Source organism: Sphingopyxis macrogoltabida (assembly GCF_001307295.1).
In the GTDB taxonomy this organism is placed as follows: Bacteria; Pseudomonadota; Alphaproteobacteria; order Sphingomonadales; family Sphingomonadaceae; genus Sphingopyxis; species Sphingopyxis macrogoltabida_B.
The window spans coordinates 1,838,572-1,861,389 of record NZ_CP012700.1; the positions used below are offsets into that span (position 1 = coordinate 1,838,572).

Consider the following 22,818-nt stretch of genomic DNA (forward strand, 5'->3'; position numbering starts at 1 on the left):
CCTTCCAGTCAAACGTATCGACCGGGGACAGATCATCCGCCCCCGGCCATGATGCCCGTCAGGCTGTCGGCGCCGACGGCCCGGTCGGACGCCCGCGACGGACTTTCCGCCACAGGAAGACGATAAGCGCGGCAAGCAGCGCCCAGGGCAGGATCGCTGCGCCAGCCACGAGAATGATCGAAAGCAGGGTGCCGCCGCTGCCAAGCAGCGTCGTCCACGCGTTGCTGAACGGGTTTTCGTGGCCGATCCCCGGCAGGCCGCCGTTGCCGACATAGTTAAAGACGACGCTGGTCATCGCGATTTTCGCTTCGCCGGCGCGCCGGCTGGCGCGCTCGTCGCCGAGCTGGCCGCGCAGCCCGGCGATTTGCGCGAGCAGTTCCGCGCGCTCACCCTTGTCGAGCCCGCCCTGTTTCAGCCGCCCTTCGAGACGCTCGATTTCGGCAGCGGCACCGGCACTGCGTTGCTGCGATTGCTCGATCTGCGTGCCGACATCCTCGCCGGCGACGCTGGCATCGGCGAGTACGCCCTCGGCCTTCTCGACGCTGGCGATCGCATCGGCGCCAAACTTGCGGGCGATGCCGGGGTCGAGTTTGAAGCTCGTCTGCGCCTCGACCTCATTCTCGCGAACCTTGCCATAGCGGATGTCGGCAATCCGGCACCGCGCGGTGCCGAGCATTTCGCACGCAGCGGCATGTTCGCTCTGGACCTTGGCGATCCGGTTGTCGTCTAAGCGGAACGCATAGCTATAATCGAAGGCGACGCCGGGGGTCGCATTAAGGCCGATATCGGGAACCGCCTCTTCTGCCGCGTCGCGGGCCGCCGACGCAGCTTCGGTGGCGGGGGCAGGGGTGTCGGTCGAAGCAGCATCTTCGGCTGCCTTTTTCGAGCAGCCGATCAGGGCGAGCGCCATCGCGCCCGCTAAGAGCTTGGTTTTCATAGAAGACTCTCCCAAAACGCGACTCGTTGGCCGCATGGGACTACATATCATAACTAATGTAGTAGACAATAAGAGATCAGGCGAGCTTCACAAAGCCGTCAAGCACCCGCTTGCTGCCGGCCTGCTCGAACTCGACCTCCAGCTTGTTGCCGTCGATGTCGATGATCTCGCCGTACCCGAATTTTTCGTGGAACACGCGCATTCCGATCGCGAGATCGCTGCGCGGCTTGGCGCCGACCGAGGCGGCCGGGCCTTTTTCGCTGGGCGCCGGCGCGCGCGTGATCGTCGAGGATTGCGCGACCGCGCGCTGCCAAGCCGGACCGCGCGTCATCGTCCGCGCCGGCTGGCGTTCGGCGACATGCGCGAAGGGGTCGCCCTGCGCCGACCAGTTAGCACGCCACAGGCTTTGCCCGCCGCCAAAGCTGTTCTCGCTCTCGATATGCTCTTGCGGGATTTCGCCGATGAAGCGGCTGGGGATGCTGCTCATCCACTGGCCATAGATACGCCGGTTCGCGGCATGATAGATGCTCGCGCGCCGGCGGGCGCGGGTGATCGCGACATAGGCGAGGCGGCGCTCTTCCTCCAGGCTGGCGGTGCCGCCTTCATCCATCGAGCGCTGCGACGGGAAGACGCCATCCTCCCAGCCGGCAAGGAAGACATGATCGAACTCAAGCCCCTTGGCGGCGTGGATCGTCATGATGGTGACGGTCTCTGTGTCGTCATTCTGGTCGCGGTCCATCACCAGGCTGACATGCTCGAGGAAGGCTTCGAGCGATTCATACTCCTCCATCGCGCGGACGAGCTCGGAGAGGTTTTCAAGGCGACCCGCAGCCTCGACGCTGCGGTCGGCCTGCAGCATCGCGGTATAGCCCGATTCGTCGAGGATCAGCTGGGTGAGTTCGGGATGCGACAGCTCGTTCGCCTTGCCCTGCCAGTTCCGCATCTGCGCGACGAAATTCGCCAGCTGGCGGCGCGCCTGCGGCGTCAGTTCGTCGGTTTCGGTGATCCGCGACGCGGCGTGGAAGAGCGGCGCGCGCTCATGCCGCGCATATTGGTGGATACGCGCCAGCGCCTTGTCGCCGAGCCCGCGCTTGGGAACGTTGACGATGCGCTCGAACGCGAGGTCGTCGGCTGCCGACTGGACGAGACGGAGATAGGCGAGCGCATCGCGGATTTCGGCGCGTTCGTAGAAGCGGAAACCGCCGACGATGCGGTACGGCATGCCGATCGCGATGAAGCGGTCTTCGAACTCGCGCGTCTGGAACTGCGCGCGGACGAGAATTGCGGTGCGGTCGAGGCTGACCTTGCGGTGCTGGAGCGTCTCCAGTTCCTCACCGATCCGCCGGGCTTCCTCGGGCCCGTCCCAGACGCCGACGACGCGCAGCTTGTCGCCGGGATCGAGCTCGGTCCACAACGTCTTGCCCAGGCGGCCGCTGTTCTGCGCGATCAGCGCCGAAGCGGCGGCAAGGATCTGCGGCGTCGAGCGATAATTTTGTTCGAGGCGGATCACCGTCGCGCCGGGGAAATCCTTTTCGAAACGCAGGATATTCGCGACCTCCGCGCCGCGCCACGAATAGATCGACTGGTCGTCGTCGCCGACGCAGCAGATATTTTTGCGCGCCTGCGCGAGCAGGCGGAGCCAGAGATACTGGCTGGCGTTGGTGTCCTGATATTCGTCGACAAGGATATATTTGAATCGTTCCTGATATTGTTCGAGCACGTCGCGGTGGTTTTTCAGGATCACCAGCATGTGAAGCAGCAGGTCGCCGAAATCGCAGGCGTTGAGGGTTTTCAGCCGCGCCTGATAGAGCGCGTAGAAATGCTGCCCTTTGCCGTCAGCATAGGCTTCCTTGTCGGCCGCATCGAGATCGGGCGGGGTCAGGCCGCGGTTCTTCCATTTGTCGATCAACCCCGCGAGCTGGCGCGCCGGCCAGCGCTTCTCGTCCAGCCCCTCGGCCTGGATGAGTTGCTTGAGGACGCGCAGCTGGTCGTCGGTGTCGAGGATGGTGAAATTGCTCTGCAGCCCGACGAGTTCGGCGTGGCGGCGCAGCATCTTCGCCGCGATGCTGTGGAAGGTACCGAGCCAAGGCATGCCTTCGACCGCGTCGCCGATCATCCGCCCGATTCGTTCGCGCATCTCGCGCGCCGCCTTGTTGGTGAAGGTGACCGCGAGGATCTCCGATGGCCAGGCGCGGCGCGTTGCGATGATATGCGCCAGCCGCGCGGTCAGCGCTGCGGTCTTGCCGGTCCCGGCCCCCGCGAGCATCAGCACCGGGCCCTCGGTCGTCAGCACAGCCTGTCGCTGCGGCCCATTCAGCCCGTGCAGATAGGGCGGGTCCGACGGGTCGGGCGGCGGCAGGTCGGGTATCGAGGCAGGGGGCATATTCACGCGCGAACGATTAGGGAACAGCGCGAGCGCTGTCCAGTGCGCGGCGACGGGACGCGCCGCTCAGCAAAGCAAGCTGCGCAGCTCGGGCGATACGCGCGCCGCATCGCCGCGGGTCAGCTCGTCGAGCGTCGCGAGCGCCATGGCGCGATAGGCCGGCAGCAGGTCGGGACACCCGGCGCCGAGCGCGCCCAGATGGCTTTCGATCGTCCGGCTGTCGCCGCGCCGCAGCGGCCCCGACAAGGCATCGAAACCCCGGTCGAGGCTGTTTTCGAGCGCGGCGCGGACGAGCGGGGCTAGGAAGGTCGCGGGATCGTCGACCCCTGCATTGCGCAGTGCATGTGAGGCGCCGTCCATCAGCGTGACCAGATGGTTGGACGCGTGGCACAGCGCGGCATGATAGAGCGGGCGACGCTCCTCTGCGATATCGACCGCGATCCCGCCCAACAGGCCCACAAGGCGGTGCGCGAGCTCGATTGCTTGCGGCGACGATCCGGTCACCGCGAAGCGCGCCTGCTTCATGCGTGCGGCTTCGCCCTGCGGATCGCCGGTAAAGGTCATCGCGGGATGGATCGCCGCGGTCAGCGCTCCCGCCGCGTGTAATGGTTCGAGGATCGCTGCGCCGCTGCGGCCGCTGACATGGAACACGAACGGGCGACGATCCGCCGGCCCCGCCGCCGCCAGTTCAGCGGCAATCGTTTCCACGGCATCATCGGACACCGCTATGGCAACGGCATCGCAAGATTGCATCAGCCGGTCGATGCGATGCTCCGTGACCGCGCATCCCAAGCGCGCTGCGGCGGCTTCGGCTTTGTCGGGAGCGCGCGCCCACAGCAACGGCGGCGCGAGCGAGTGGGGCGAAAGGCCGAGCGCCAGCGCCTGCGCGACCCGGCCTGCGCCGACGATGCCGATCTGTTGAAATCCGGTCATATGGACCGCTCTTAGCTCCGTCGCAGGCGGTTGGCCAATGCGCCGCATGAAAGGTCCAAACGGCCACCGCGCTGCATTCTACCTTGCACCACACAGGGCAACGCGTCCAAAGCGGCGCCGAGACAAACAGGGGAGGGGCGTTGTCCGTGGATCTGGCACCCTATCGCAAGCACCGGCGCATCCTGACCGCAAGCCTCGTCGGCACCGCGGTCGAATTTTACGATTTCTATATCTATGGCACTGCGGCGGCGCTCGTCTTCGGGCCGCTCTTCTTTCCCGACGAATCGGCGTCGGCGCAGCTCATGTACAGCTTCATGACCTTTGGCCTCGCCTTCTTCGCGCGGCCGGTTGGGGCGATCGTGTTCGGCCATTATGGCGACCGGATCGGACGCAAGTCGACGCTCGTCGCTTCGCTGATGCTGATGGGCGGATCGACGCTGCTGATCGCTTTTCTGCCGACCTATGCGATGGCGGGGTGGATCGCGCCACTGCTCCTCTGCATCCTTCGGTTTGGCCAGGGCTTCGGGCTTGGCGGCGAGTGGGGCGGCGCGGCGCTGCTGGCGGTCGAGAATGCGCCGCCGGGATGGAAATCGCGCTTCGGCATGTTCCCGCAGCTCGGCGCGCCGGTCGGCTTCATCGCCGCGAACGGGTTGTTCCTGATCCTCGGCGTAACGCTCTCCGACGCCGATTTCACGAGCTGGGGCTGGCGCATTCCCTTCCTCTTTTCGGCGCTACTAGTAGGGCTCGGGCTGTGGGTGCGGCTCAAGATCGGCGAGACGCCCGCCTTTACCGAAGCACTGGAGCAGAAAGCGCCGGTCGGAGTGCCGATCGGCGAATTGCTGCGCGGTCACCTGATCCCGACGCTGGCGGGGACCTTCGCGGTCGTCGCCTGCTTCGCCATCTTCTATCTCGCGACCAGTTTCGCCCTCGCGCACGGGACAAGCGCGCTCGGCTATCCGAAGGAGCAGTTCCTGCTCGTCCAGCTCGGCGCGATCCTGTTCATGGCGGGCGGCATCGTCTTCGCGGGTTATGTGAGCGATGCGTCGAGCGCACAACGCGTGCTGACCTGGGGCTGCGGCGCGACGATCCTCATCGGCTTCCTGTTCGGGCCGACGCTCGCGTCGGGAAGCTGGCCGATCGTCTTCCTCGGACTCGCCGCCGCATTGTTTGTGATGGGGCTGGTTTACGGACCGCTCGGAAGCTGGCTGACCGCGCTGTTCCCGGTTCATGTGCGCTATACGGGGGCCTCGGTGACCTTCAATGCCGGCGGCATCCTCGGCGGCGCGATGGCGCCGATCATCGCACAGGCGTTAGCGGAGCGCGGCGGAACGCCGATGGTCGGGCTGTATCTGGCGCTGGCCGGGGTGGTGAGCTGGCTCGGCCTATTGATGGTGCGCCGCCAGGTGGCCGAAAGCTGAGTTCAGGCGGGACGAAGCAAGGTCAGCTTCGCCTTGCCGACCTTGCGGTCGGTATCGACCTCGAAACCCGCAACCTCGACCGCTTCCTTTTCGGCGGTTTCGATCGAGATCAGGCTGTCTGGTCCGATCCAGCCGAGCCGGTTGAGTTTGTCGAGCGCAACGCTGCCCGCGCCGGTGCCGTAAGGCGCGTCGAACAGCAACAGGTCGTAGCTCCGCTTTGCCGGGCCGAGAGCGAGCACCGAACCCGCGCGCACATCGGCGCGGTCCGCGGCGCCGAGCGTACCCAGATTCTTCCTGAGCGCGTCGAGCGCATCGCGATCCTGTTCGGCGAACAGGCATTGCGCCGCACCGCGCGACAGCGCCTCGATCCCCAGCGCGCCCGATCCCGCGAACAGGTCGGCGACATGCAGTCCCTCGAAACTGCCGAGGCGGCTCGCCAGCATCGAGAACAGCGTTTCGCGCGTGCGGTCCGCCGTCGGACGCGTCGCGTCATTCTTCGGCGCGAGCAGTTTGCGTCCGCGCCATTCGCCGGAAATTACGCGCATCGTCAGCCCATCCGCCGCCGGAACTGGAACAGCTCGTCGCGCGGGACGATCTCGACCGCGCCGACGTCGAGGGCTTCAAGGGTGAACTGGCCGTAACGCGTACGGATCAGGCGGCTGACCTGGAGCCCCAGATGTTCGAGCACGCGGCGGACTTCGCGGTTCTTGCCTTCGGTCAGCGTCATCTCGATCCACTGGTTGCGGCCCGTCCGGCGTTCGAGGTTTGCATCGATCTTGCCATAGCGGATGCCGTCGATCTCGATCCCTTCGACCAGGTCTTCGAGCTGGGTCTGGCTGATATCGCCGAACGCGCGGGCGCGGTATGTCCGCTCGACGCCGCTCGCCGGCAATTCGAGCTGGCGTTTGAACTCGCCGTCGTTGGTCAACAGCAACAGCCCTTCGGTATTATAGTCGAGCCGCCCGACGGGCATCAGGCGCGGCAAGTCCTTCGGCAGCAAATCATAGATCGTCTTGCGGCCCTTGGGGTCGCGCGCTGCGGTCAGGCAGCCAGAGGGCTTGTGAAAGCGATAGAGGCGCGTCGACACCGGCTTGGCGACCGGATTGCCGTCGACGGTCAGGCCTTCGAGCGAAGTGAGCAGCGGTGCAGGGTGAACGATGACCTGACCGTTCAGCGCAATGCGCCCTTCCTCGACCATGCGTTCGACGTCGCGGCGCGATCCCACGCCGGCGCGCGCCAGCAGCTTGGCGATGCGTTGCGGCCCGTCCTCGCGCTCGGGCTCGGCGGCCTGGGTTTTGCGCGGCGGCACGGCGGCGCGCGCGGCGCGGCGGCCCTTCGGGGCGTCGCGATCGCCAGAGTTGTTTGGCGCCGGGCGGGACGGATTACGGGGCGGACGTCGGGTCGTCATCGGAACGGATGCGGCTTTCGTGTCGTTTTCAGGAAAAGGTGTTGCGTTGTGATCACGCTCATAGCCGGAAACGTATCGCTTCGTCGATGGCGAGCAGAAGCGATCTTGCACGAAGGCGCGGAGCGAGTCATGGCGATGTCAAAGGGAGTATTCATGCTCTTCGCGTCCCGCCCGTCGTGTATCAAGCGGCTGCTGATCATCGAGGATGATCCGCTGGTCGCGTTCGACAATGAGCGGACGCTGCAGCACAGCGGCTATGACGTCGTCGCGACCGTCGATTCGGGCGAGGCGGCGGTCGCGATTATCGCGGCCGAACAGCTCGACGCGCTGGTCCTCGACCTCGCGCTCGCGGGACATATGACCGGACGCGAAGTCGCACGGCTCGCCCGCGACCGCGGCATCGCCGTGCTCCTCGTGACCGGAAAATGTCCCGAAGACGCGAGCGACATCGCGCTCGCCTGCCTCGGTAAGCCGCACAGCGCCTCGGCGCTCGTCGCCGCATTGCGCGCGGTCGAGGGCATGGTTTGCAAGAACAAGCCGCCGCGCAAGATCAGCGGCCTCCAGACCTACTGGCGCCCCGAGGCCGCCTGATCGGCTCGGCCTGGCGCATGATCGCCAAATAGCCGCTTCCAATTTGGGACCGAGGCTTTAGGCCTTTGGCTTTGACGGTCCGCGCACGCGGAAGGGGGAGGTTCGCGATGCAGCTTGGGCTCGATTCGGTGGTGTTGGTTGCCGTGCTTGCATTGGTCATCGGCCTCGCGTTCGTGATCCCGAGTTTTGCCCCCTATCGCAAGCCGATGCCGATCGTCGCCTTCCTGCTCGGCATTTCGAGCGGCTTTCCGCTGACCCTGCTGCTCGGCACGATGACCTTCTGGCTGTCGAAGGTCGGGATCGAGAAATCGACCATCGGCTTCGCGATCGGGCTGACGACGCCCTATACGCTGAAATTCCTCTGGGCGCCGCTCGTCGACCGCCTTCCGCTGCCGTTCCTGACCAAAACATTCGGACAGCGGCGCGGCTGGCTGTTCTTCATTCAGGCGTTGTTGGTCGTCGCGATCTGGCAGTTGGGCACGAGCAACCCGACCAACGACAATCTCGCGCCCTTCGCTTTCTGGGCGATCACCGTCGCCTTTTTGTCGGCGACGCAGGACATCGTCATCGACGCCTATCGTATCGAGATTTTAAGCGACGCCGAACTGCCGCACGGCACCGCGATGAACCAGTTCGGGTATCGTACCGGCAATCTGATCGCCGGTGTCGGCACGATCGCGCTGGCGTCGCCCGAGGGGTTCAACCTCGGCTGGGCCGCGGCTTATGGTTTCACCGGGCTAGCGATTCTCCCCGCGCTGCTCGGCGCGCTGTATGCGGGGCCGGGACGCTTCGATCCAACGCGCGCCCGCGCCGCAGGGCAGAGCTTCGGAAGCTGGCTGCAGGAAACGGTGATCAACCCGTTCCGCGAATTTTTCGGCCGCCATGGCGCGGTGCTGATCCTGTTCTTCGTCCTCGTCTACAAGGTCGGCGATGCGATGGGGCAGGGGATGCTCAACCCGATGATCGTCGAACTTGGCTTCACCGACACCGAATTCGTCGCGATCAACAAGGGGGTCGGCTTCGTCGCGCTGATCCTCGGTTCGGCGCTCGCGGCGCCCTTTATCGCCTGGCTCGGCATGGGCCGGGCGCTGCTCGTTTCGGGTCTGATGATGATGTTCAGCAATCTGCTGTTCGCCGCGCTGGCCTCGGTCGGCCACTCGCCGCTGATGCTCGCGATCGCTGTCGGCACGGAGAATTTCACCAGCGGCATCGGCCTCACCGTCTTCGTCACCTATTTGTCGGGCCTGTCGAGCCTTGCCTATACCGCCACCCAGTTCGCGCTGCTGTCGTCCTTCGCGGCGGTCGGCCGGACATGGCTCGCGGCGCCGGGCGGCTATATTGCAGAGGGCCTCGGCTGGGTCGGATTCTGGCTGTTCACCGTGGTCATCGCGATCCCGGGAATGCTGCTGCTCTGGATCTTGTGGAAGAAAGGTTTCGTCGTCCAGACGGTACGCCAGCCGAGCACCGAGGACGACGGCCACGAGATCGCGCATCCCGAAAAGGACAAGCCGAAGCCGGCAGCAACCTAGGCCCTCAACTCAGCTAGGGAACTCTTCGTTGAGCTCGAGCGCCTGCCCGACCAGATAGAGCGATCCGCCGATCAATATGTTGCGCGCCGGGCTGTCGGCCGCGAGCGCGCGGAGTGCCGACGGCAGGTCGCCTTGCGCCGAAGCCTGTGCAATGCCGCTGTCGCGGGCGATGCCCACCAGATCGGCGGGGGTGTGATGCTCGTGTCCCGGTATCGGTACCGCGACCAGCCTGCCGACGTGCGGGGCGAGCAGGGCGAGAAAGCCGGCGGCATCCTTGTTTGCGAGCATGCCGAGGACAAGGTCGACCGGCTCGCGCCGGGCGAGCGTCTGACCAAGGAAGTCCGCAAGTTGCAGCGCCGCGTCGAGGTTGTGACCGCCGTCGATCCAGATATTCTGCTCGCCGGACATCGCGGCGGTGAGCGGGCCGCTGCCCAGCAGCTGCATGCGCCCCGGCCAGAAGGTGCCCGCAATTCCGCGGACGACATCGGTATCGGCGGGGCGCGGCTCCGCGAGCCGTGACATCGCGATCGCGAGCCCGGCGTTCCGCCGCTGATGCGGGCCGGCCATGCGCGGGAACAAGGTTTCGCCAACCGCGCCGAGCGATGCCGAGGACCAGCGAAAGCCATCGCCCTCGGGATCGACCTGCCAGCCACTGCCCTCTACGAACAAGGGCGCACCGGCGGCGGAAGCGCGCGCCTCGATTACCTCCACCACCGCCGGGGGGTAAGAAAGCGTCGCGACCCGCGTTCCTGGCTTGATGATGCCTGCCTTTTCCCATGCGATACGCGTGGCGGGTTCTTGCGGCGTGCCCGCTTCGGGGGCGAGCAGGAAGGCTTCATGGTCGATCCCGAGCGAGGCGATGCCGCACGCCGCCGGGGCAGGGATGATATTCGTCGCGTCGAGGCGTCCGCCAAGCCCGACCTCGATGATGCAATCGTCGGCCGGAGTCCGCGCAAAGGCAAGGAAGGCGGCGGCGGTCGTCACCTCGAAGAAGCTCGCGCGCAGATCGGCAGCGGTGTCGAGCACCTCTTCGAGCAGCGACGCGAGCAGCGCATCGTCGATCAGCGTCCCGGCGAGGCGGATGCGTTCGTTGAAGCGAACGAGGTGCGGGCTGGTGTAGCTGTGCACCTTGCGACCGCTTGCTTCGAGGATCGCACGGAGGAAGGCGCAGGTCGAACCCTTGCCATTGGTGCCCGCGACGTGGAAGGTGCGCGGAAGGCAATCTTGCGGATTCCCGAGGCGGGCGCAGATTTCGGCGATGCGTTCGAGGCCGAGGACATCGCGTCCCGGCGATAGTGCGCTCAGGCGGTCGAGCTGGGTCTGGACGGCGGGGTCGGAAGAGTGGGCGTGGTCGGGCATCGTTGAGCCTTGATCATAAAACGGTCGTCAGACCTCTCTTGCCTTCGTCATGCCGGACTTGATCCGGCATCCATTTTCCACGCGGTCGAATGGACCCCGGATCAAGTCCGGGGTGACGAAATGGAGAGGTGCCTGACTATGTGCTAGCTCTATGCGGCCTTTTCGGGCGCCAGATAGCCGATCAGCCGTCCCAGTGTTTCGGGCAATGCCTTGCGGTGCACGACCATATCGATCATCCCGTGATCGAGCAGATATTCGGCGCGCTGGAAGCCTTCGGGCAGCTTTTCGCGGATCGTATTCTCGATCACCCGCTGTCCCGCGAAACCGATCAAGGCCTTGGGCTCGCTGATCTGCACATCGCCGAGCATCGCATAGCTGGCGGTGACGCCGCCGGTGGTCGGGTCGGTGAGCAGGACGATATAGGGCAGGCCGGCCCGGCGCAGGCGGGCGAGCGCGACGGTGGCACGCGGCATCTGCATCAGCGACAGCGTGCCTTCCTGCATTCGCGCACCCCCCGCTGCCGTAATGGCGATATAGGGGCAGCCGCGGCGGATGGCTTCCTCGACCCCCGAGACAAAGGCTTCGCCGACCGCGACGCCCATCGACCCGCCCATGAAGGCGAAATCCTGCACGCCGACCACCGTGGGAAGGCTGGAAATGCGGCCGAACGCATTCTGATAGGCGTCGCGATCGCCCGTTTGCGCGCGCGCGGCCTTGATGCGGTCGACATATTTCTTGGTGTCGCGGAACTTCAGCGGATCCTCGGGCGCCGCCGGCGACGCGAGCAGTTCGTGGAGGCCGCCGTCGAACAGTTGCGCGAACCGTTCCTTCGCACCGATCCGGTCATGATGGTCGCAGCGCGGGCAGACGTTCAGATTGTCTTCCCATTCCTTGACGAACACCATCTGCTGGCACTGGCGGCATTTGTGCCAGAGATTGTCGGCGGTATCGCGCTTCGCCGTGAAGGGCAGGGCGTTGCGGACGCGGTCGAGCCAGCTCATGCGGCGATCTCCTTTCCGCCGTGGATAGCATGGGCAAGCGAACGGGTGAAGGTTTCGACGTGGGGCGCGGCATCGTCGCCATGTTCGGCGATGATGTCGATGAAGGCCGATCCGACGACGACGCCGTCGGCGACCTTGGCGATCTCGCGCGCCTGCGTCGGGGTGCGGACGCCGAAGCCGACCGCGACGGGCAGGTCGGTCGCCGCCTTGATCCGTGCAACCGCTTCCTCGATACTCGCCTGCGCCGCCTGCTGCTGACCGGTGATGCCCGCGACCGAGACATAATAGAGAAACCCGCTGGCGCCGCCGAGCACATCGGGCAGCCGCGCCGCGTCGGTCGTCGGCGTCGCGAGACGGATCAGATCGACCCCGGCACCACGGAGCGCCGGGCCGAGTTCGGCGTCCTCTTCCGACGGGATATCAACGCAGATGACGCCATCGACACCCGCTTTAGCGCATTCGGCGGCGAACCAGTCGGCGCCGCGGATCGTCATCGGATTGGCATAACCCATCAGGACGAGCGGTGTGTCGGCATGGCGCGATCGGAAGGCGGCGGCGATGGCGAAGATATCGGCGGTCGTCGTGCCCTTGGCGAGGCTGCGCAGGTTCGCCGCCTGGATCGCGGGACCGTCGGCCATCGGATCGGTGAAGGGCATGCCGAGTTCGATGATATCGGCACCCCCCGCGACGAGCGCGTCGAGGTTCGCGGCGGTGTCGCCGTCGCCTGCCGTGATGAAGGCGACGAGCGCAGGGCCTTTGTGGAAGGCGGGTGCGAAACGGGTCATTGAGCGCGTCCGTGTAATAGCAAACGGCCGATTGCGATGAGCAGTGCTGCGAGAGCGGACACTTGCACCTCGGACATCGTGATTTCCATCTTCCCTCTGAAAATGAACGAACTGATCAAATGCGCTGCGCAGATCGTCACGAAAAACAGGAGAATGTTGGTAGCAAATTTCCGAACGGCAATCACAGCCTCACCCCCAGCGCGTCGGCGACGGTGAAGATATCTTTGTCCCCGCGGCCCGAGCAATTGACGATGATGATCTTGTCCTTGCCGAGTGTCGGCGCGATGCGTTCGGCGGCGGCGATGGCGTGGGCGCTTTCGAGTGCGGGGATGATGCCTTCGAGCTTGGTCAGCTTCTGGAAGCTCGCCAATGCTTCTTCATCCGTCACGGGTTCGTAGCGGACGCGGCCGATTTCGTGGAGCCAGCTATGTTCGGGCCCGATGCCCGGATAGTCGAGCCCCGCCGAGATGCTGTGCGCCTCGGTGATCTGGCCATCGTCGTCCTGCAACAGATAGGTCTTGTTGCCGTGAAGGATGCCGGGGCGGCCGCCCGCAAGGCTGGCGGCATGCTTGCCATCGAGACCTTCGCCCGCCGCTTCGACGCCGACGATCTCGACGCCCTCGTCGTCGAGGAAGGGGTGGAACAGCCCGATCGCGTTCGATCCGCCGCCGACCGGAGCAATCAGCATGTCGGGCAAGCGGCCCTCGGCCTCGAGGATTTGCGCACGCGCTTCGTCGCCGATCACCGATTGGAAATCGCGGACCAGCTCGGGGTAGGGATGCGGACCCGCAACGGTGCCGATGATGTAGAAAGTGTCGTGGACGTTCGCGACCCAGTGGCGCAGCGCTTCGTTCATCGCGTCCTTCAGCGTCTTGGCGCCGCTTTCCACCGCGACGACTTCGGCGCCGAGTAATTTCATGCGGAACACGTTCGGCTGCTGCCGCGCGACATCAACCGCGCCCATGAAGATGGTGCAGGGAAGGCCGAACAGCGCCGCGACGGTCGCGGTCGCGACGCCGTGCTGACCGGCGCCCGTCTCGGCGATGATCTTCGTCTTGCCCATCCGCTTCGCGAGCAGGATCTGGCCGATGCAATTGTTGATCTTATGCGCGCCGGTGTGGTTGAGATCCTCGCGCTTCAGATAAATCTTCGCGCCGCCGAGATGCTCGGTCAGCCGCTCGGCGAACCACAGCGGGCTCGGGCGCCCGACATAATTTTTCAGCAGGTAGTCGAATTCGGCCTTGAAGCTGTTGTCCTGCTGCGCGGCGCGATAGCAGCGCTCGAGATCGAGGATCAGCGGCATCAACGTTTCGGCGACATAGCGGCCGCCGAACTGGCCGAAATGGCCACGTTCGTCAGGCTGGGTGCGGAGGCTGTTGGGTGCGTGGGTCATCGACCCGCCGCTTTAAGGAAAGCCGCGATCTTGTCCATATCCTTCACACCCGGCGCGCTTTCCACCCCTGACGATACGTCGACCAGCGGCGCGCCGGTCGCCGCGAGCGCCTCGGCGACGTTGGCAGGGGTCAGGCCGCCCGCGATCCCCCAGTCGATGCTGTGGCGGTGATTGACGAGCAGCGACCAGTCGAAGCGGGTGCCGGTGCCGCCGGGCATCGCCTGCGCCGGGGCGTCGAAGAGGATGCGGTCGACCGCGCCCTCATATTGCCGGATGCGCTCGAGCGTCCCCGCATCCTTGAGGCCCACCGCCTTCCAGACCTCGGCGGGGATCGATCGATTGACCGTCGCCACCCATTCGGGCGTCTCAGTGCCGTGGAACTGGACGATATCGGGGCGTATCTTGCCGAGCGCTTCGGTGGTCGCGAGCGGCGACGCATTGACGAGCAACAGCGCGACCTTAACCCGCCCTTCGGCGCGTTTGCGGAGCTCGGCCGCGGTCTTGAGGTCGACGTAGCGCGGGCTCGGTTCATAGAGGTTGAGACCGATATGCGTGGCGCCGAAGCGGATGGCGGCATCGACATCCTCGGGTGTCTTGAGGCCGCAGATTTTAACCAGAGGGGGCATGATCTTTATCCTGTCGTCATCCCGGCGAAAGCCGGGATCTCGCCGCTGCATCAGAGCTCACCATGGAGATCCCGGCCTTCGCCGGGATGACAGATGTCTCTTGTTAAAGCGTCGCCTCGATTTCGCGCGCGGCGAGATCGGGGTCGGGCGACTGGCTGATCGGGCGCCCGACGACGAGGATCGAGGCGCCGTCGGTCATTGCCTGCGCCGGGGTGACGATCCGCTTCTGGTCGCCCGCGGCGCCGTTCGCAGGCCGGACGCCCGGCACGACGAAGAAGCCGCCGGGCCAGGCCTTGCGCGCCGCCTTCACTTCCTGTCCCGAGCAGACGATGCCGTCGACCCCCGATTGGCGCGCCAGTCCCGCTAGCCGGACGACCTGGTCGTGCGGGGTACCGCCGACGCCGATATCGTCTAGATCGGGCGCGTCGAGGCTGGTCAGCACCGTCACCGCGATCACCTTGGTACTCGTGCCCGCCGCGGCTTTCGCTTCCTCGAGCATCGCGCGGCCGCCCGCGGCGTGGACGGTCAGGATGGCGGGTTCGAGCGGACGCAGCGCCTGGATCGCCTTGGCGACCGTATTCGGAATATCGTGCAGCTTGAGGTCGAGGAAGATCGGCAGGCCGAGCTTTGCCATTTCATGGACGCCGTGATGGCCGTTGGCGCAGAAGAATTCGAGCCCCAGCTTCAGCCCGCCGACATGGTGCCGCACCTTCTGCGCCAGCGTCAGCGCCGCATCGAGGTGAGTGGTATCGATGGCGAGATAAAGCGGCGAACTCATGGGGTCTCCAATGGCGATGGCGGGATGTCGTTGACGGGGGCCGACGCCGGGGCAGGGTCGGACGGGCGGCTGGCCATGGCGCGCAGGTCGGCAAGCTGGCGCTCGCTTGCGTCAAGACGACGGTTAAGCGTCCAACGCGTCGCGCGCAGCGCAATCCAGGTCGGGATGCTACCGACGGCGAAAGCGACCAGCATGATCACCGGCAACTTGGTCTCGGCCTCCCAGCCGGGCCATATTGTCACCGTCACTGCCTGCCAGTTTGCCATCGCGAAGACGACAAGGACAATGGTCAGAAAAACCCAAATGATCGTTCGCAGGATTCCCACTTGGTCTTGCTCCTCGGTCGTCCCCTTTGGTCGATCTTAGGCGAGATTGCCGCGGGTTGCCAGCCCGCGCGCTACGCCGCCCCGAACACCCGCGCAAAGATCGTGTCGACATGCTTCATATGATAGTCGAGGTCGAACAGCGCGGTGAGTTCGTCCGCCGACAGCCGCGCGGTGACGTCGGCATCGGCCTTGAGCAGTTCGAGCAGCGACAACTGGCCGTCGCTTTCCCACACCCGCATCGCGTTGCGCTGGACCAGCGCATAGCTGTCTTCGCGGCTCGCACCCGCCTGCGTCAGCGCCAGCAGCACGCGCTGCGAATGGACGAGCCCGCCCATCCGGTCGAGATTCTTCTGCATCCGCTCGGGATAGACGAGCAATTTGTCGACGACCCCGGTCAGCCGCGCGAGCGCGAAGTCCAGCGTGATCGTCGCGTCGGGACCGATGAAACGCTCGACCGACGAATGGCTGATGTCGCGTTCGTGCCAGAGCGCGACATTCTCCATCGCCGGGGTCACGGCGCTGCGCACCATGCGCGCGAGGCCGGTGAGGTTTTCGGTCAGCACCGGATTGCGCTTGTGCGGCATCGCCGACGAGCCCTTCTGCCCGGGCGAGAAATATTCCTCGGCCTCGAGCACCTCGGTGCGCTGCAAGTGGCGGACCTCGACCGACAGCCGCTCGATCGACGACGCGATGACGCCGAGCACCGCGAAGAACATCGCATGGCGGTCGCGCGGGATGACCTGCGTCGATACCGGTTCGATCGTGAGGCCGAGCTTCGCGGCAACATGCTCCTCGACGCGCGGGTCGATGTTGGCGAAAGTGCCGACCGCGCCCGAAATGGCGCAGGTCGCGATCTCCGCGCGCGCCGCCTGCAAGCGGAGCTTGCAGCGCGAGAATTCAGCATAAGCCTCGGCGAGCTTGAGCCCGAACGTCACCGGTTCGGCATGGATGCCGTGGCTGCGGCCGATCGTCGGGGTCAGCTTGTGCTCATAGGCGCGGCGCTTGATCGCTTCGAGAAGGGCGTCGAGATCGGCAAGCAATATATCGGCCGCCTGCGCGAGCTGGACGGCGAGGCAGGTGTCGAGCACATCGCTCGACGTCATGCCCTGATGCATGAAGCGCGCCTCGTCGCCGACATTCTCGGCAACCCACGTCAGAAAGGCGATGACGTCGTGCTTGGTGACGGCTTCGATCGCGTCGATCGCAGCGACGTCGATCACCGGCTTGCTCGCCCACCAGTCCCACAGCGCCTTGGCTGCCGATTTGGGAACCGTACCGAGTTCCGCGAGGGCATCGGTCGCGTGCGCTTCGATTTCGAACCAGATACGAAAGCGATTCTCGGCCGACCAGATAGCGGTCATGTCCGGCCGGGCGTAACGCGGAACCATTGATTTTCCTTCCTTTTACGGCGCCTCATCGGAGAATCCGTCCGAAACTGCGACGGAGCGCCCCCTAGCAGGGACAGAGTGTTTCGCCAATCGCATCAGCTAGGCAACTTTCGACAAATCGGGTGAGTTGACCCCATGCCCCATCAGAAAGGTGGCGGGTCGCAATATCGCAAGCCGTCGCCCCTACAGGAGTAATATCGTGATTAAACAGGTACTTTTGATCGGCGCGGCAGCAATCAGCTTCCCCGCTCTGGCGCAGACGACCGAACCGACGGACAGCGATCCGGCTCCGACCACGCAGTCGGAGCCCGCACCGACGGCCGAGCCGGCACCCGCGCCTGCTCCGACCGACAGTACGACCCCGACCGAGGATCCGGCCGCCCCTGATGCGGACAAGGAAAAGGCCGATCCGACCGACAGCACCCCGCCGGCCGAGCCGGCCCCGGAGCCCGAATCGGCTCCCCCGCAGGAGTAATATGATGCTGAAACAGATGCTTTTGATCGGTGCCGCCGCGGTGAGCTTCCCCGCGCTGGCCCAGGAAACTCCGCCCGCCGACCCGGCCGCTCCGGCGACCTCTCAGCCGGCACCGACCGATACTACCACGACGCCCGCTCCGGCAGAACCGGCTCCAGCACCCGATGCCGCGACCACGCCGCCGGCCGACGCGACTTCGACACCGCCCGCCAGCCAGGCTCCGGGTACGACGCCGCCAGCCGGCGATCCGGCAACACAGTCGGCGCCTTCGGGCGGTACGGCAGCTTCGCCGACGCAGGTCGCACAGATCGTTGACCAGGAGTTCCCGACCTATGACGCCGACAAGTCGGGCGAACTCAGCGACGCCGAATTTGCGGCGTGGATGAAGAAGCTGCGGACTGCCACCGATCCTTCGGTCGATCCCGAATCGGCTGATGTGAAGACGTGGGTTGGCCAGGCCTTTGCTGCCGCCGATGGCGACAAATCGGGTCAGGTCAGCAAGACCGAGCTTACCGGTTTCCTGTCGCGCGGCGCTGGTTAAACAGCGTCCCTGACTGGGTAGTGAAGCCGTCGGAGCGATCCGGCGGCTTCATCGCGTCAGGCATACTACAAACGAACGTCAGGGCTGCCGGACCTTCACGATCGTCAACCGATGCTCTTCGCCGCCCCGGTCGGGCCAGAGGATCGACTGGCCGGTACTGAGCCCGATCAATCCGGCGCCGATCGGGGTAAGGATCGATATCCGCCCCGCCGAAATGTCGGCGTCGCCCGGATAGACCAGACGCACCGTGCGTTCGGTGCCGCTCTTCTCGTCGAGAAAGGTCACTTCCGAGCCCATCGTCACGACATCGTCCGGGATGTCCGCGCTGCTGTAGATCGCGGCGCGGTCGATCTCGCCGAGCAACAGCTCGTAAAGGCGGATATGGTCACGCTGCTTTTGCAGCGTGAGTTCGGTCAGCGCATCGGCCTCGCTGTCGATCATATGGATAGGCGGCCGGATGGCCTCTTCGTTTTTCATGGCGCGGACTTTCCAGCACGCGCGCGGCAGACCAGCCGCACGCAACAATAGAACCTAGTGGAAATTTGCCCCGGGTTCGGGGCAGTCGCGCCGGAACCCGGGGCTAGATGCCCGCGAGAAGCTGTCCCCCATGGAAACGAAAAAGGCTGCGCATGATCGGCATGGCGCGATGATGTCGCCCATGCTCGCGAAAGTCAAATCGCGCCTAAAGGAGCCCCATGGCGCGCAGGCTGCGAAAATCCGAACCGCCGATGATGATGTGATCGTGAAGCGCGATCCCGAGCTTTGCCGCCGCCGCGGCAATGTCGCGCGTGATCGCGATATCCTGCCGGCTCGGTTCGGGGCTGCCGCTCGGATGATTGTGGACAAGGATGATCGCCGAGGCGCCGAGTTCGAGCGCACGCTTGATCACCTCACGAACGTAGATTGCCGACTGGTCGATCGATCCCTCACTCGCCAGTTCGTCGCGAATCAGCATGTTACGCGAATTGAGGTACAGGACGCGGACGCGCTCGACGTCGATCGGCCCCATGTCGGCACGCAGCCAGTCGAGCAGCGCGTCCCAGCTTGAGAGCAGGGGCTTGTCGCGAAATTCGCCCTTGAGCATCCGCAGCCCGGCCGCCTGAACGATTTTCAGTGCCGCGACCGCGCCTTCGCCCATGCCATCGACGCGGCGCAGCGATTCGGGATCGGCGCTGATCAGTTGCGCGAGCGAGCCGAATTCGCGGAGCAGCGCCTTGGCCAGCGGCTTGGTGTCGCGGCGCGGAATGGCGAGCGCCAGAAGATATTCGACCAGCTCGTAATCGGCGAGCCCGGCCGCATCGTCGAGCAGGCGGGCGCGGAGCCGTGCGCGGTGGCCGATATGATCTGGTGCTTCGCTATCCCCCATCCGCCTCCGAATAACCGCCTTGTGGGGCGCACTCAACGGTCATAGGAAACGGATGATGGCGATCCGGACCAATCTCCTGCAGCGAAACGGGATTTCCGGCGTTTTCATCCCGGACAGGGTTTGGGCCGGAGGACGATTTTTGCACGGCATGACGTCATCGGGCGATCTGGCTGTTTCCGCACTTCCCGGAGGCAGGCCGTGAACGAGGCGGATGAACAGCCCCGGCCCCGATGGCGATACCGGACATTATTGTTCAAGAAACGCTGGCTGACGGCAGGTGCGGTAGCGGCGTTGATCGCGGGGGTGTGGCTGGCGCGCGAGCCGATCGCCGACCGCTTCATCCGCGAAGAGCTCGACAGTCGCGGGATACCGGCAAGCTATCAGGTCGACGACATCGGTTTTCGCACCGAACGGCTGTCGAACGTCGTCATCGGCGATCCGAAACGCCCCGACCTGATCGCGAAAACGGTGGTCGTGTCGCTGGGCTACGGCTGGTCCGGTCCCTATGTTTCCGAAATCCGCGCCGACGGGGTACGACTTTACGGCCGCTTTACCGAAGGGCGGCTGTCGTTCGGCGCGCTCGACAAGTTTCGCGATCCGACCAGCACCGACCCCTTCGCCTTGCCCGACCTGTCGGTGGTGCTGAAGGACGCGCGGGCGCGGGTCGAAACGCCATGGGGCAATGTCGGCGCCGCGCTGAACGGCGGCGGCAATCTGCGCAACGCCTTTACCGGCAAGCTGGCGCTGGTCGCGCCGAGCATCGCCGCGGCAGGATGCAGCGGCGATGGCGTCACCTTCTATGGCACCGTGTCGGTGCGAGATGTGCGGCCGCGCCTCGTCGGGCCGTTGCGCGGAAAGTCGTTGCGCTGCGCGAACGGCAGCGTGACCGCGGCCGCGCCGCAGATCGCGCTCGACCTCTCGCTTTCCGAAAACCTGCAAAGCTGGAAGGGCAGCGCCGACGCCAGCATCGCGAAGCTGGTGGCGGGGCCCGTGCAGGCGGACCGGCTGGGTGTCATCGCCCGCTTCGACGGGACGGTTGCGCAGACCAGCCTCGACATCGACGCCGATATGGCGCGCCTGCGTGGTACCGATTTCGCTGCCGACTCGGTCAATCTCGATGCGAAAGGCATCGTCGGGGAAAAGGCGCCGAAGTTCGACGGGCGCATCGCCTTTGCCCGCGCGAATGCCAGTCCGCGGTTGCGGCAGTCGATCGCCGCGAGTGCCGATGGCCTGAAAGCAACGCCCATCGGCCCACTGGCTACCAAGGCGACCGCAGCGCTCTCGCGTATGCTCGCCAATGCGGGCGGCAGCGCAGAATTCCTGCTGGCGGGAGAAGGGGAGGCGGCGCGGGTCGATGTGGTCGCCTTGCGACTCTCGAGCGCTAGCGGGGCGCGGTTCAGTGGGGGGGGCGACAGCCGCATCTCGTACCTCTGGGCAGCGGCGAAACCGGCGATGCTGATCGCCGGGCGCTGGAGCTTCGGTGGCGGCGACCTGCCGACGGGCGATCTCGACCTCGACCGGCGCGCCGACGGGGCCGTCAGCGGGCTCGCGCGGCTCGATCCCTATAGTGCGGGCGATGCGCGGCTGGCGCTCGCCCCGGTCCGTTTCTCGGGCGAACCGGGCGGCCTCGTCCGCTTCGCGACGCGCGCCGAACTGTCGGGCCCGCTTGCCGACGGGCGGGTCGACGGATTGGCAGTGCCGCTTGCGGGCGTCCTCGCCCCGACCGGCGCGCTGGCCCTCAATGGCGGGTGCAGCCGAGTTGCCGCACAACGGATCGCGGTGGCGGGTTTCCGGCTCGGTGCCAGCGCGATCGACCTGTGCAGCCGCCCGGGCGCACCGTTGCTGAGCGCGGGCCCCGACGGGTTGCGCGGCGATATCCGCATTCCGGGCATCCGGCTGCGCGGCGCCAGCGGTACGTCACCTTTTGCCTTCGACAGCGGTCCGGCGCGGATCGACCTTGCGTCGATGCGCTGGTCGCTTGCGCGCGCTGACGTACGGCTGGGCGAGGGCGATAGCATCACGCGATTCGCTGCCGAAACGCTGTCGGGACGCAGTGCCGCGAACGGCATGGCCGGTGAGCTCGGCGGCGCGAGCGGCAAGATCGGCGTCGTGCCGCTGAACATGAGCGAGATCGGCGGCCGATGGCGCTGGGCAGGCGGCGCGCTGTCGCTCGACGGCGCGATGGTGCTGACCGATGCCGAAGCCGACGCGCGCTTTTCGCCGCTGGTCAGCAACAACGCGCACCTGTCCTTTGCGAATGGCGTGATCGACGCAACCGCCGGGTTCGACGAACGGAAATCGGGCGTTCGCGTGGTCGACACGGTCATCCGTCACCGGCTCGCCGACGGAACCGGTTCGGCCGACCTCGAGGTCAATGAATTGCGCTTCGGCGACAATTTCCAGCCCGACCAGCTCACCCGCCTCGCGCTCGGCGTCGTCGCCAATGTCCAGGGGTCGGTGGTCGGCGACGGCCGCATCGACTGGTCGCCCGCGGGCGTCACCAGCCGGGGCACCTTCGCCACTGCCGATACCAACCTTGCGGCAGCCTTCGGTCCCGTCACCGGTCTGACAACGACCTTGACCTTCGACGACCTGATCGGGCTCAGGTCCGCGCCGGGCCAGATGGCGAAGATCAAGGAGATTAATCCCGGCATTCCGGTGGTCGACGGCGAGATCGAATACCGGCTGCTCGGCGACAACAAGGTGCGCGTCGAGGGAGGAAGCTGGCCGTTCGCGGGCGGCAAGCTGCTGCTCCATCCGACGACGCTCGATTTCAACGCGACCGAGCCGCGGCGGCTGTCGTTCGATATCGTCGGGGTCGATGCGGCTGTCTTTCTGCAGAATTTCGGCTTCGACAATATCAACGCGACCGGCAAGTTCGACGGGACGCTGCCGGTGGAATTCGGCGGCCTCGGCGGCAAGATCGTGAATGGCCGGATCGATTCGCGCGAGGGCGGCGGCACGCTCGCCTATGTTGGCGAGCTGTCGAATCACAATCTGGGTGCGATGGCCAATTTTGCTTTTGGCGCCCTGCGCAGCCTCAAATATGACGACCTGACAATCATCCTCAACGGCGATCTGGACGGCGAGATGGTGACCGATATCCGCTTTGGCGGCGTCGGGCAGGGCGAAGGGGCAACGCGCAATTTCCTGATCAACCAGATCGCGAAGCTGCCATTCGTCTTCAACGTCAAGATCCAGGCCCCCTTCCGCCAGCTCGTGACATCGGCCAAGGGTTTTTACGACCCGACAGTGTATATCGAACAGAATTTGCCCGCGCTGCTTCAGGCGCAGGAAGACGCCAAGGCAGCCGCCGCCAACCCGCCCAATCCCGTTCAGCCCCCAGCAAGCGAGCCCGTGCAATGATGACCACCAATGGAGAAGCGAGGAGGCAGGGTGTCGCGAACCGGTATCTGGCGCTATTGATCGGAACCGTCGGCCTTGCGGGCTGCGTTCAGATCGATACGCCCGACAAGCCGATCGAGATCAACCTGAACATCAACATCCGCCAGGAAATCGTGTACAGGCTGGATGGAGACGCCAAAAAGCTGATCGAACAGAATAGCGAGATATTCTGACAG

22 protein-coding genes are annotated in these 22,818 nt (G+C 65.5%); 7 read left to right on the forward strand and 15 right to left on the reverse strand.

Annotation, left to right across the window (positions count from 1 at the left end; genetic code table 11):
- Positions 1-58: 58 nt before the first annotated feature.
- The 3 genes from AN936_RS08645 to AN936_RS08655 form a co-directional block, all read right to left on the reverse strand.
- Positions 59-937, reverse strand: coding sequence for a DUF4349 domain-containing protein (locus AN936_RS08645; RefSeq protein WP_054587810.1), 879 nt, complete (start codon positions 935-937; stop codon positions 59-61).
- Between the two features lie 76 nt (positions 938-1,013).
- The gene (locus tag AN936_RS08650) at positions 1,014-3,320 is read right to left on the reverse strand and encodes an ATP-dependent helicase (protein WP_054587811.1); all 2,307 of its coding nucleotides are present in this window, start codon (positions 3,318-3,320) and stop codon (positions 1,014-1,016) included.
- Positions 3,321-3,386: 66 nt separating this feature from the next.
- A complete protein-coding gene (locus AN936_RS08655; protein WP_054587812.1) occupies positions 3,387-4,253 on the reverse strand; it encodes a Rossmann-like and DUF2520 domain-containing protein in 867 nt (288 codons plus the stop codon).
- 152 nt (positions 4,254-4,405) lie between these two features.
- Here AN936_RS08655 and AN936_RS08660 point away from each other — a divergent pair, with 152 nt between their 5' ends.
- Entirely contained in the window at positions 4,406-5,671 is a 1,266-nt protein-coding gene (locus AN936_RS08660; protein WP_054590169.1) for an MFS transporter, read from the forward strand.
- Positions 5,672-5,673: 2 nt separating this feature from the next.
- Here AN936_RS08660 and rsmD read toward each other — a convergent pair whose 3' ends face one another.
- Together rsmD and AN936_RS08670 are read right to left on the reverse strand one after the other, a co-directional pair.
- Positions 5,674-6,216 carry a 16S rRNA (guanine(966)-N(2))-methyltransferase RsmD gene (gene rsmD, locus AN936_RS08665; protein WP_054587813.1) on the reverse strand — a complete coding sequence of 181 codons (543 nt, stop codon included), beginning with the start codon at positions 6,214-6,216 and terminating at the stop codon, positions 5,674-5,676.
- 2 nt (positions 6,217-6,218) lie between these two features.
- A complete protein-coding gene (locus AN936_RS08670; RefSeq protein WP_234715777.1) occupies positions 6,219-6,980 on the reverse strand; it encodes a pseudouridine synthase in 762 nt (253 codons plus the stop codon).
- A gap of 252 nt (positions 6,981-7,232) precedes the next feature.
- On the opposite strand from AN936_RS08670, the gene AN936_RS08675 reads away from it, so the two are divergent.
- Positions 7,233-7,670 (forward strand): response regulator, encoded by a 438-nt coding sequence (locus AN936_RS08675; RefSeq protein ID WP_054590171.1) that lies wholly within the window; start codon positions 7,233-7,235, stop codon positions 7,668-7,670.
- Between the two features lie 107 nt (positions 7,671-7,777).
- Complete coding sequence (locus AN936_RS08680; RefSeq protein WP_054587814.1) at positions 7,778-9,199, forward strand: AmpG family muropeptide MFS transporter; 1,422 nt, start codon at positions 7,778-7,780, stop codon at positions 9,197-9,199.
- Positions 9,200-9,208: 9 nt separating this feature from the next.
- Here the strand turns inward: AN936_RS08680 and AN936_RS08685 are convergent, their stop codons facing one another.
- The 8 genes from AN936_RS08685 to purB form a co-directional block, all read right to left on the reverse strand.
- Positions 9,209-10,558 (reverse strand): bifunctional folylpolyglutamate synthase/dihydrofolate synthase, encoded by a 1,350-nt coding sequence (locus AN936_RS08685; RefSeq protein WP_054587815.1) that lies wholly within the window; start codon positions 10,556-10,558, stop codon positions 9,209-9,211.
- Positions 10,559-10,707: 149 nt separating this feature from the next.
- Complete coding sequence (accD, locus tag AN936_RS08690; RefSeq protein ID WP_054587816.1) at positions 10,708-11,559, reverse strand: acetyl-CoA carboxylase, carboxyltransferase subunit beta; 852 nt, start codon at positions 11,557-11,559, stop codon at positions 10,708-10,710.
- The gene (gene trpA / locus AN936_RS08695; RefSeq protein ID WP_054587817.1) at positions 11,556-12,344 is read right to left on the reverse strand and encodes a tryptophan synthase subunit alpha; all 789 of its coding nucleotides are present in this window, start codon (positions 12,342-12,344) and stop codon (positions 11,556-11,558) included. Before trpA ends, accD begins: the two co-directional genes overlap by 4 nt.
- A gap of 181 nt (positions 12,345-12,525) precedes the next feature.
- On the reverse strand, positions 12,526-13,737 hold the full coding sequence (gene trpB, locus AN936_RS08705; protein WP_054587819.1) for a tryptophan synthase subunit beta: 1,212 nt from the start codon (positions 13,735-13,737) through the stop codon (positions 12,526-12,528).
- Complete coding sequence (locus tag AN936_RS08710) at positions 13,734-14,363, reverse strand: phosphoribosylanthranilate isomerase (RefSeq protein ID WP_054590172.1); 630 nt, start codon at positions 14,361-14,363, stop codon at positions 13,734-13,736. The genes trpB and AN936_RS08710 overlap by 4 nt, the downstream gene beginning before the upstream one ends.
- Positions 14,364-14,466: 103 nt before the next feature.
- On the reverse strand, positions 14,467-15,141 hold the full coding sequence (pyrF, locus tag AN936_RS08715; RefSeq protein ID WP_054587820.1) for an orotidine-5'-phosphate decarboxylase: 675 nt from the start codon (positions 15,139-15,141) through the stop codon (positions 14,467-14,469).
- Complete coding sequence (locus tag AN936_RS08720) at positions 15,138-15,467, reverse strand: lipopolysaccharide assembly protein LapA domain-containing protein (RefSeq protein ID WP_054587821.1); 330 nt, start codon at positions 15,465-15,467, stop codon at positions 15,138-15,140. The genes pyrF and AN936_RS08720 overlap by 4 nt, the downstream gene beginning before the upstream one ends.
- Positions 15,468-15,538: 71 nt before the next feature.
- Entirely contained in the window at positions 15,539-16,855 is a 1,317-nt protein-coding gene (purB, locus tag AN936_RS08725) for an adenylosuccinate lyase (protein WP_054587822.1), read from the reverse strand.
- A gap of 199 nt (positions 16,856-17,054) precedes the next feature.
- Here purB and AN936_RS25305 point away from each other — a divergent pair, with 199 nt between their 5' ends.
- Together AN936_RS25305 and AN936_RS08735 are read left to right on the forward strand one after the other, a co-directional pair.
- Entirely contained in the window at positions 17,055-17,330 is a 276-nt protein-coding gene (locus AN936_RS25305; protein WP_201782976.1) for a hypothetical protein, read from the forward strand.
- A gap of 4 nt (positions 17,331-17,334) precedes the next feature.
- Entirely contained in the window at positions 17,335-17,871 is a 537-nt protein-coding gene (locus AN936_RS08735) for a calcium-binding protein (RefSeq protein WP_054590173.1), read from the forward strand.
- Between the two features lie 78 nt (positions 17,872-17,949).
- Here the strand turns inward: AN936_RS08735 and rnk are convergent, their stop codons facing one another.
- Entirely contained in the window at positions 17,950-18,348 is a 399-nt protein-coding gene (gene rnk, locus AN936_RS08740; RefSeq protein ID WP_054587824.1) for a nucleoside diphosphate kinase regulator, read from the reverse strand.
- A gap of 205 nt (positions 18,349-18,553) precedes the next feature.
- A complete protein-coding gene (gene radC / locus AN936_RS08745; protein ID WP_054587825.1) occupies positions 18,554-19,237 on the reverse strand; it encodes a RadC family protein in 684 nt (227 codons plus the stop codon).
- A 198-nt stretch (positions 19,238-19,435) separates the two neighbouring features.
- Between radC and AN936_RS08750 the strand changes: the two genes are divergently transcribed.
- On the forward strand, positions 19,436-22,603 hold the full coding sequence (locus tag AN936_RS08750; RefSeq protein WP_234715778.1) for a YdbH domain-containing protein: 3,168 nt from the start codon (positions 19,436-19,438) through the stop codon (positions 22,601-22,603).
- A complete protein-coding gene (locus tag AN936_RS08755) occupies positions 22,600-22,815 on the forward strand; it encodes a YnbE family lipoprotein (RefSeq protein ID WP_054587826.1) in 216 nt (71 codons plus the stop codon). Before AN936_RS08750 ends, AN936_RS08755 begins: the two co-directional genes overlap by 4 nt.
- Positions 22,816-22,818 lie beyond the last annotated feature (3 nt).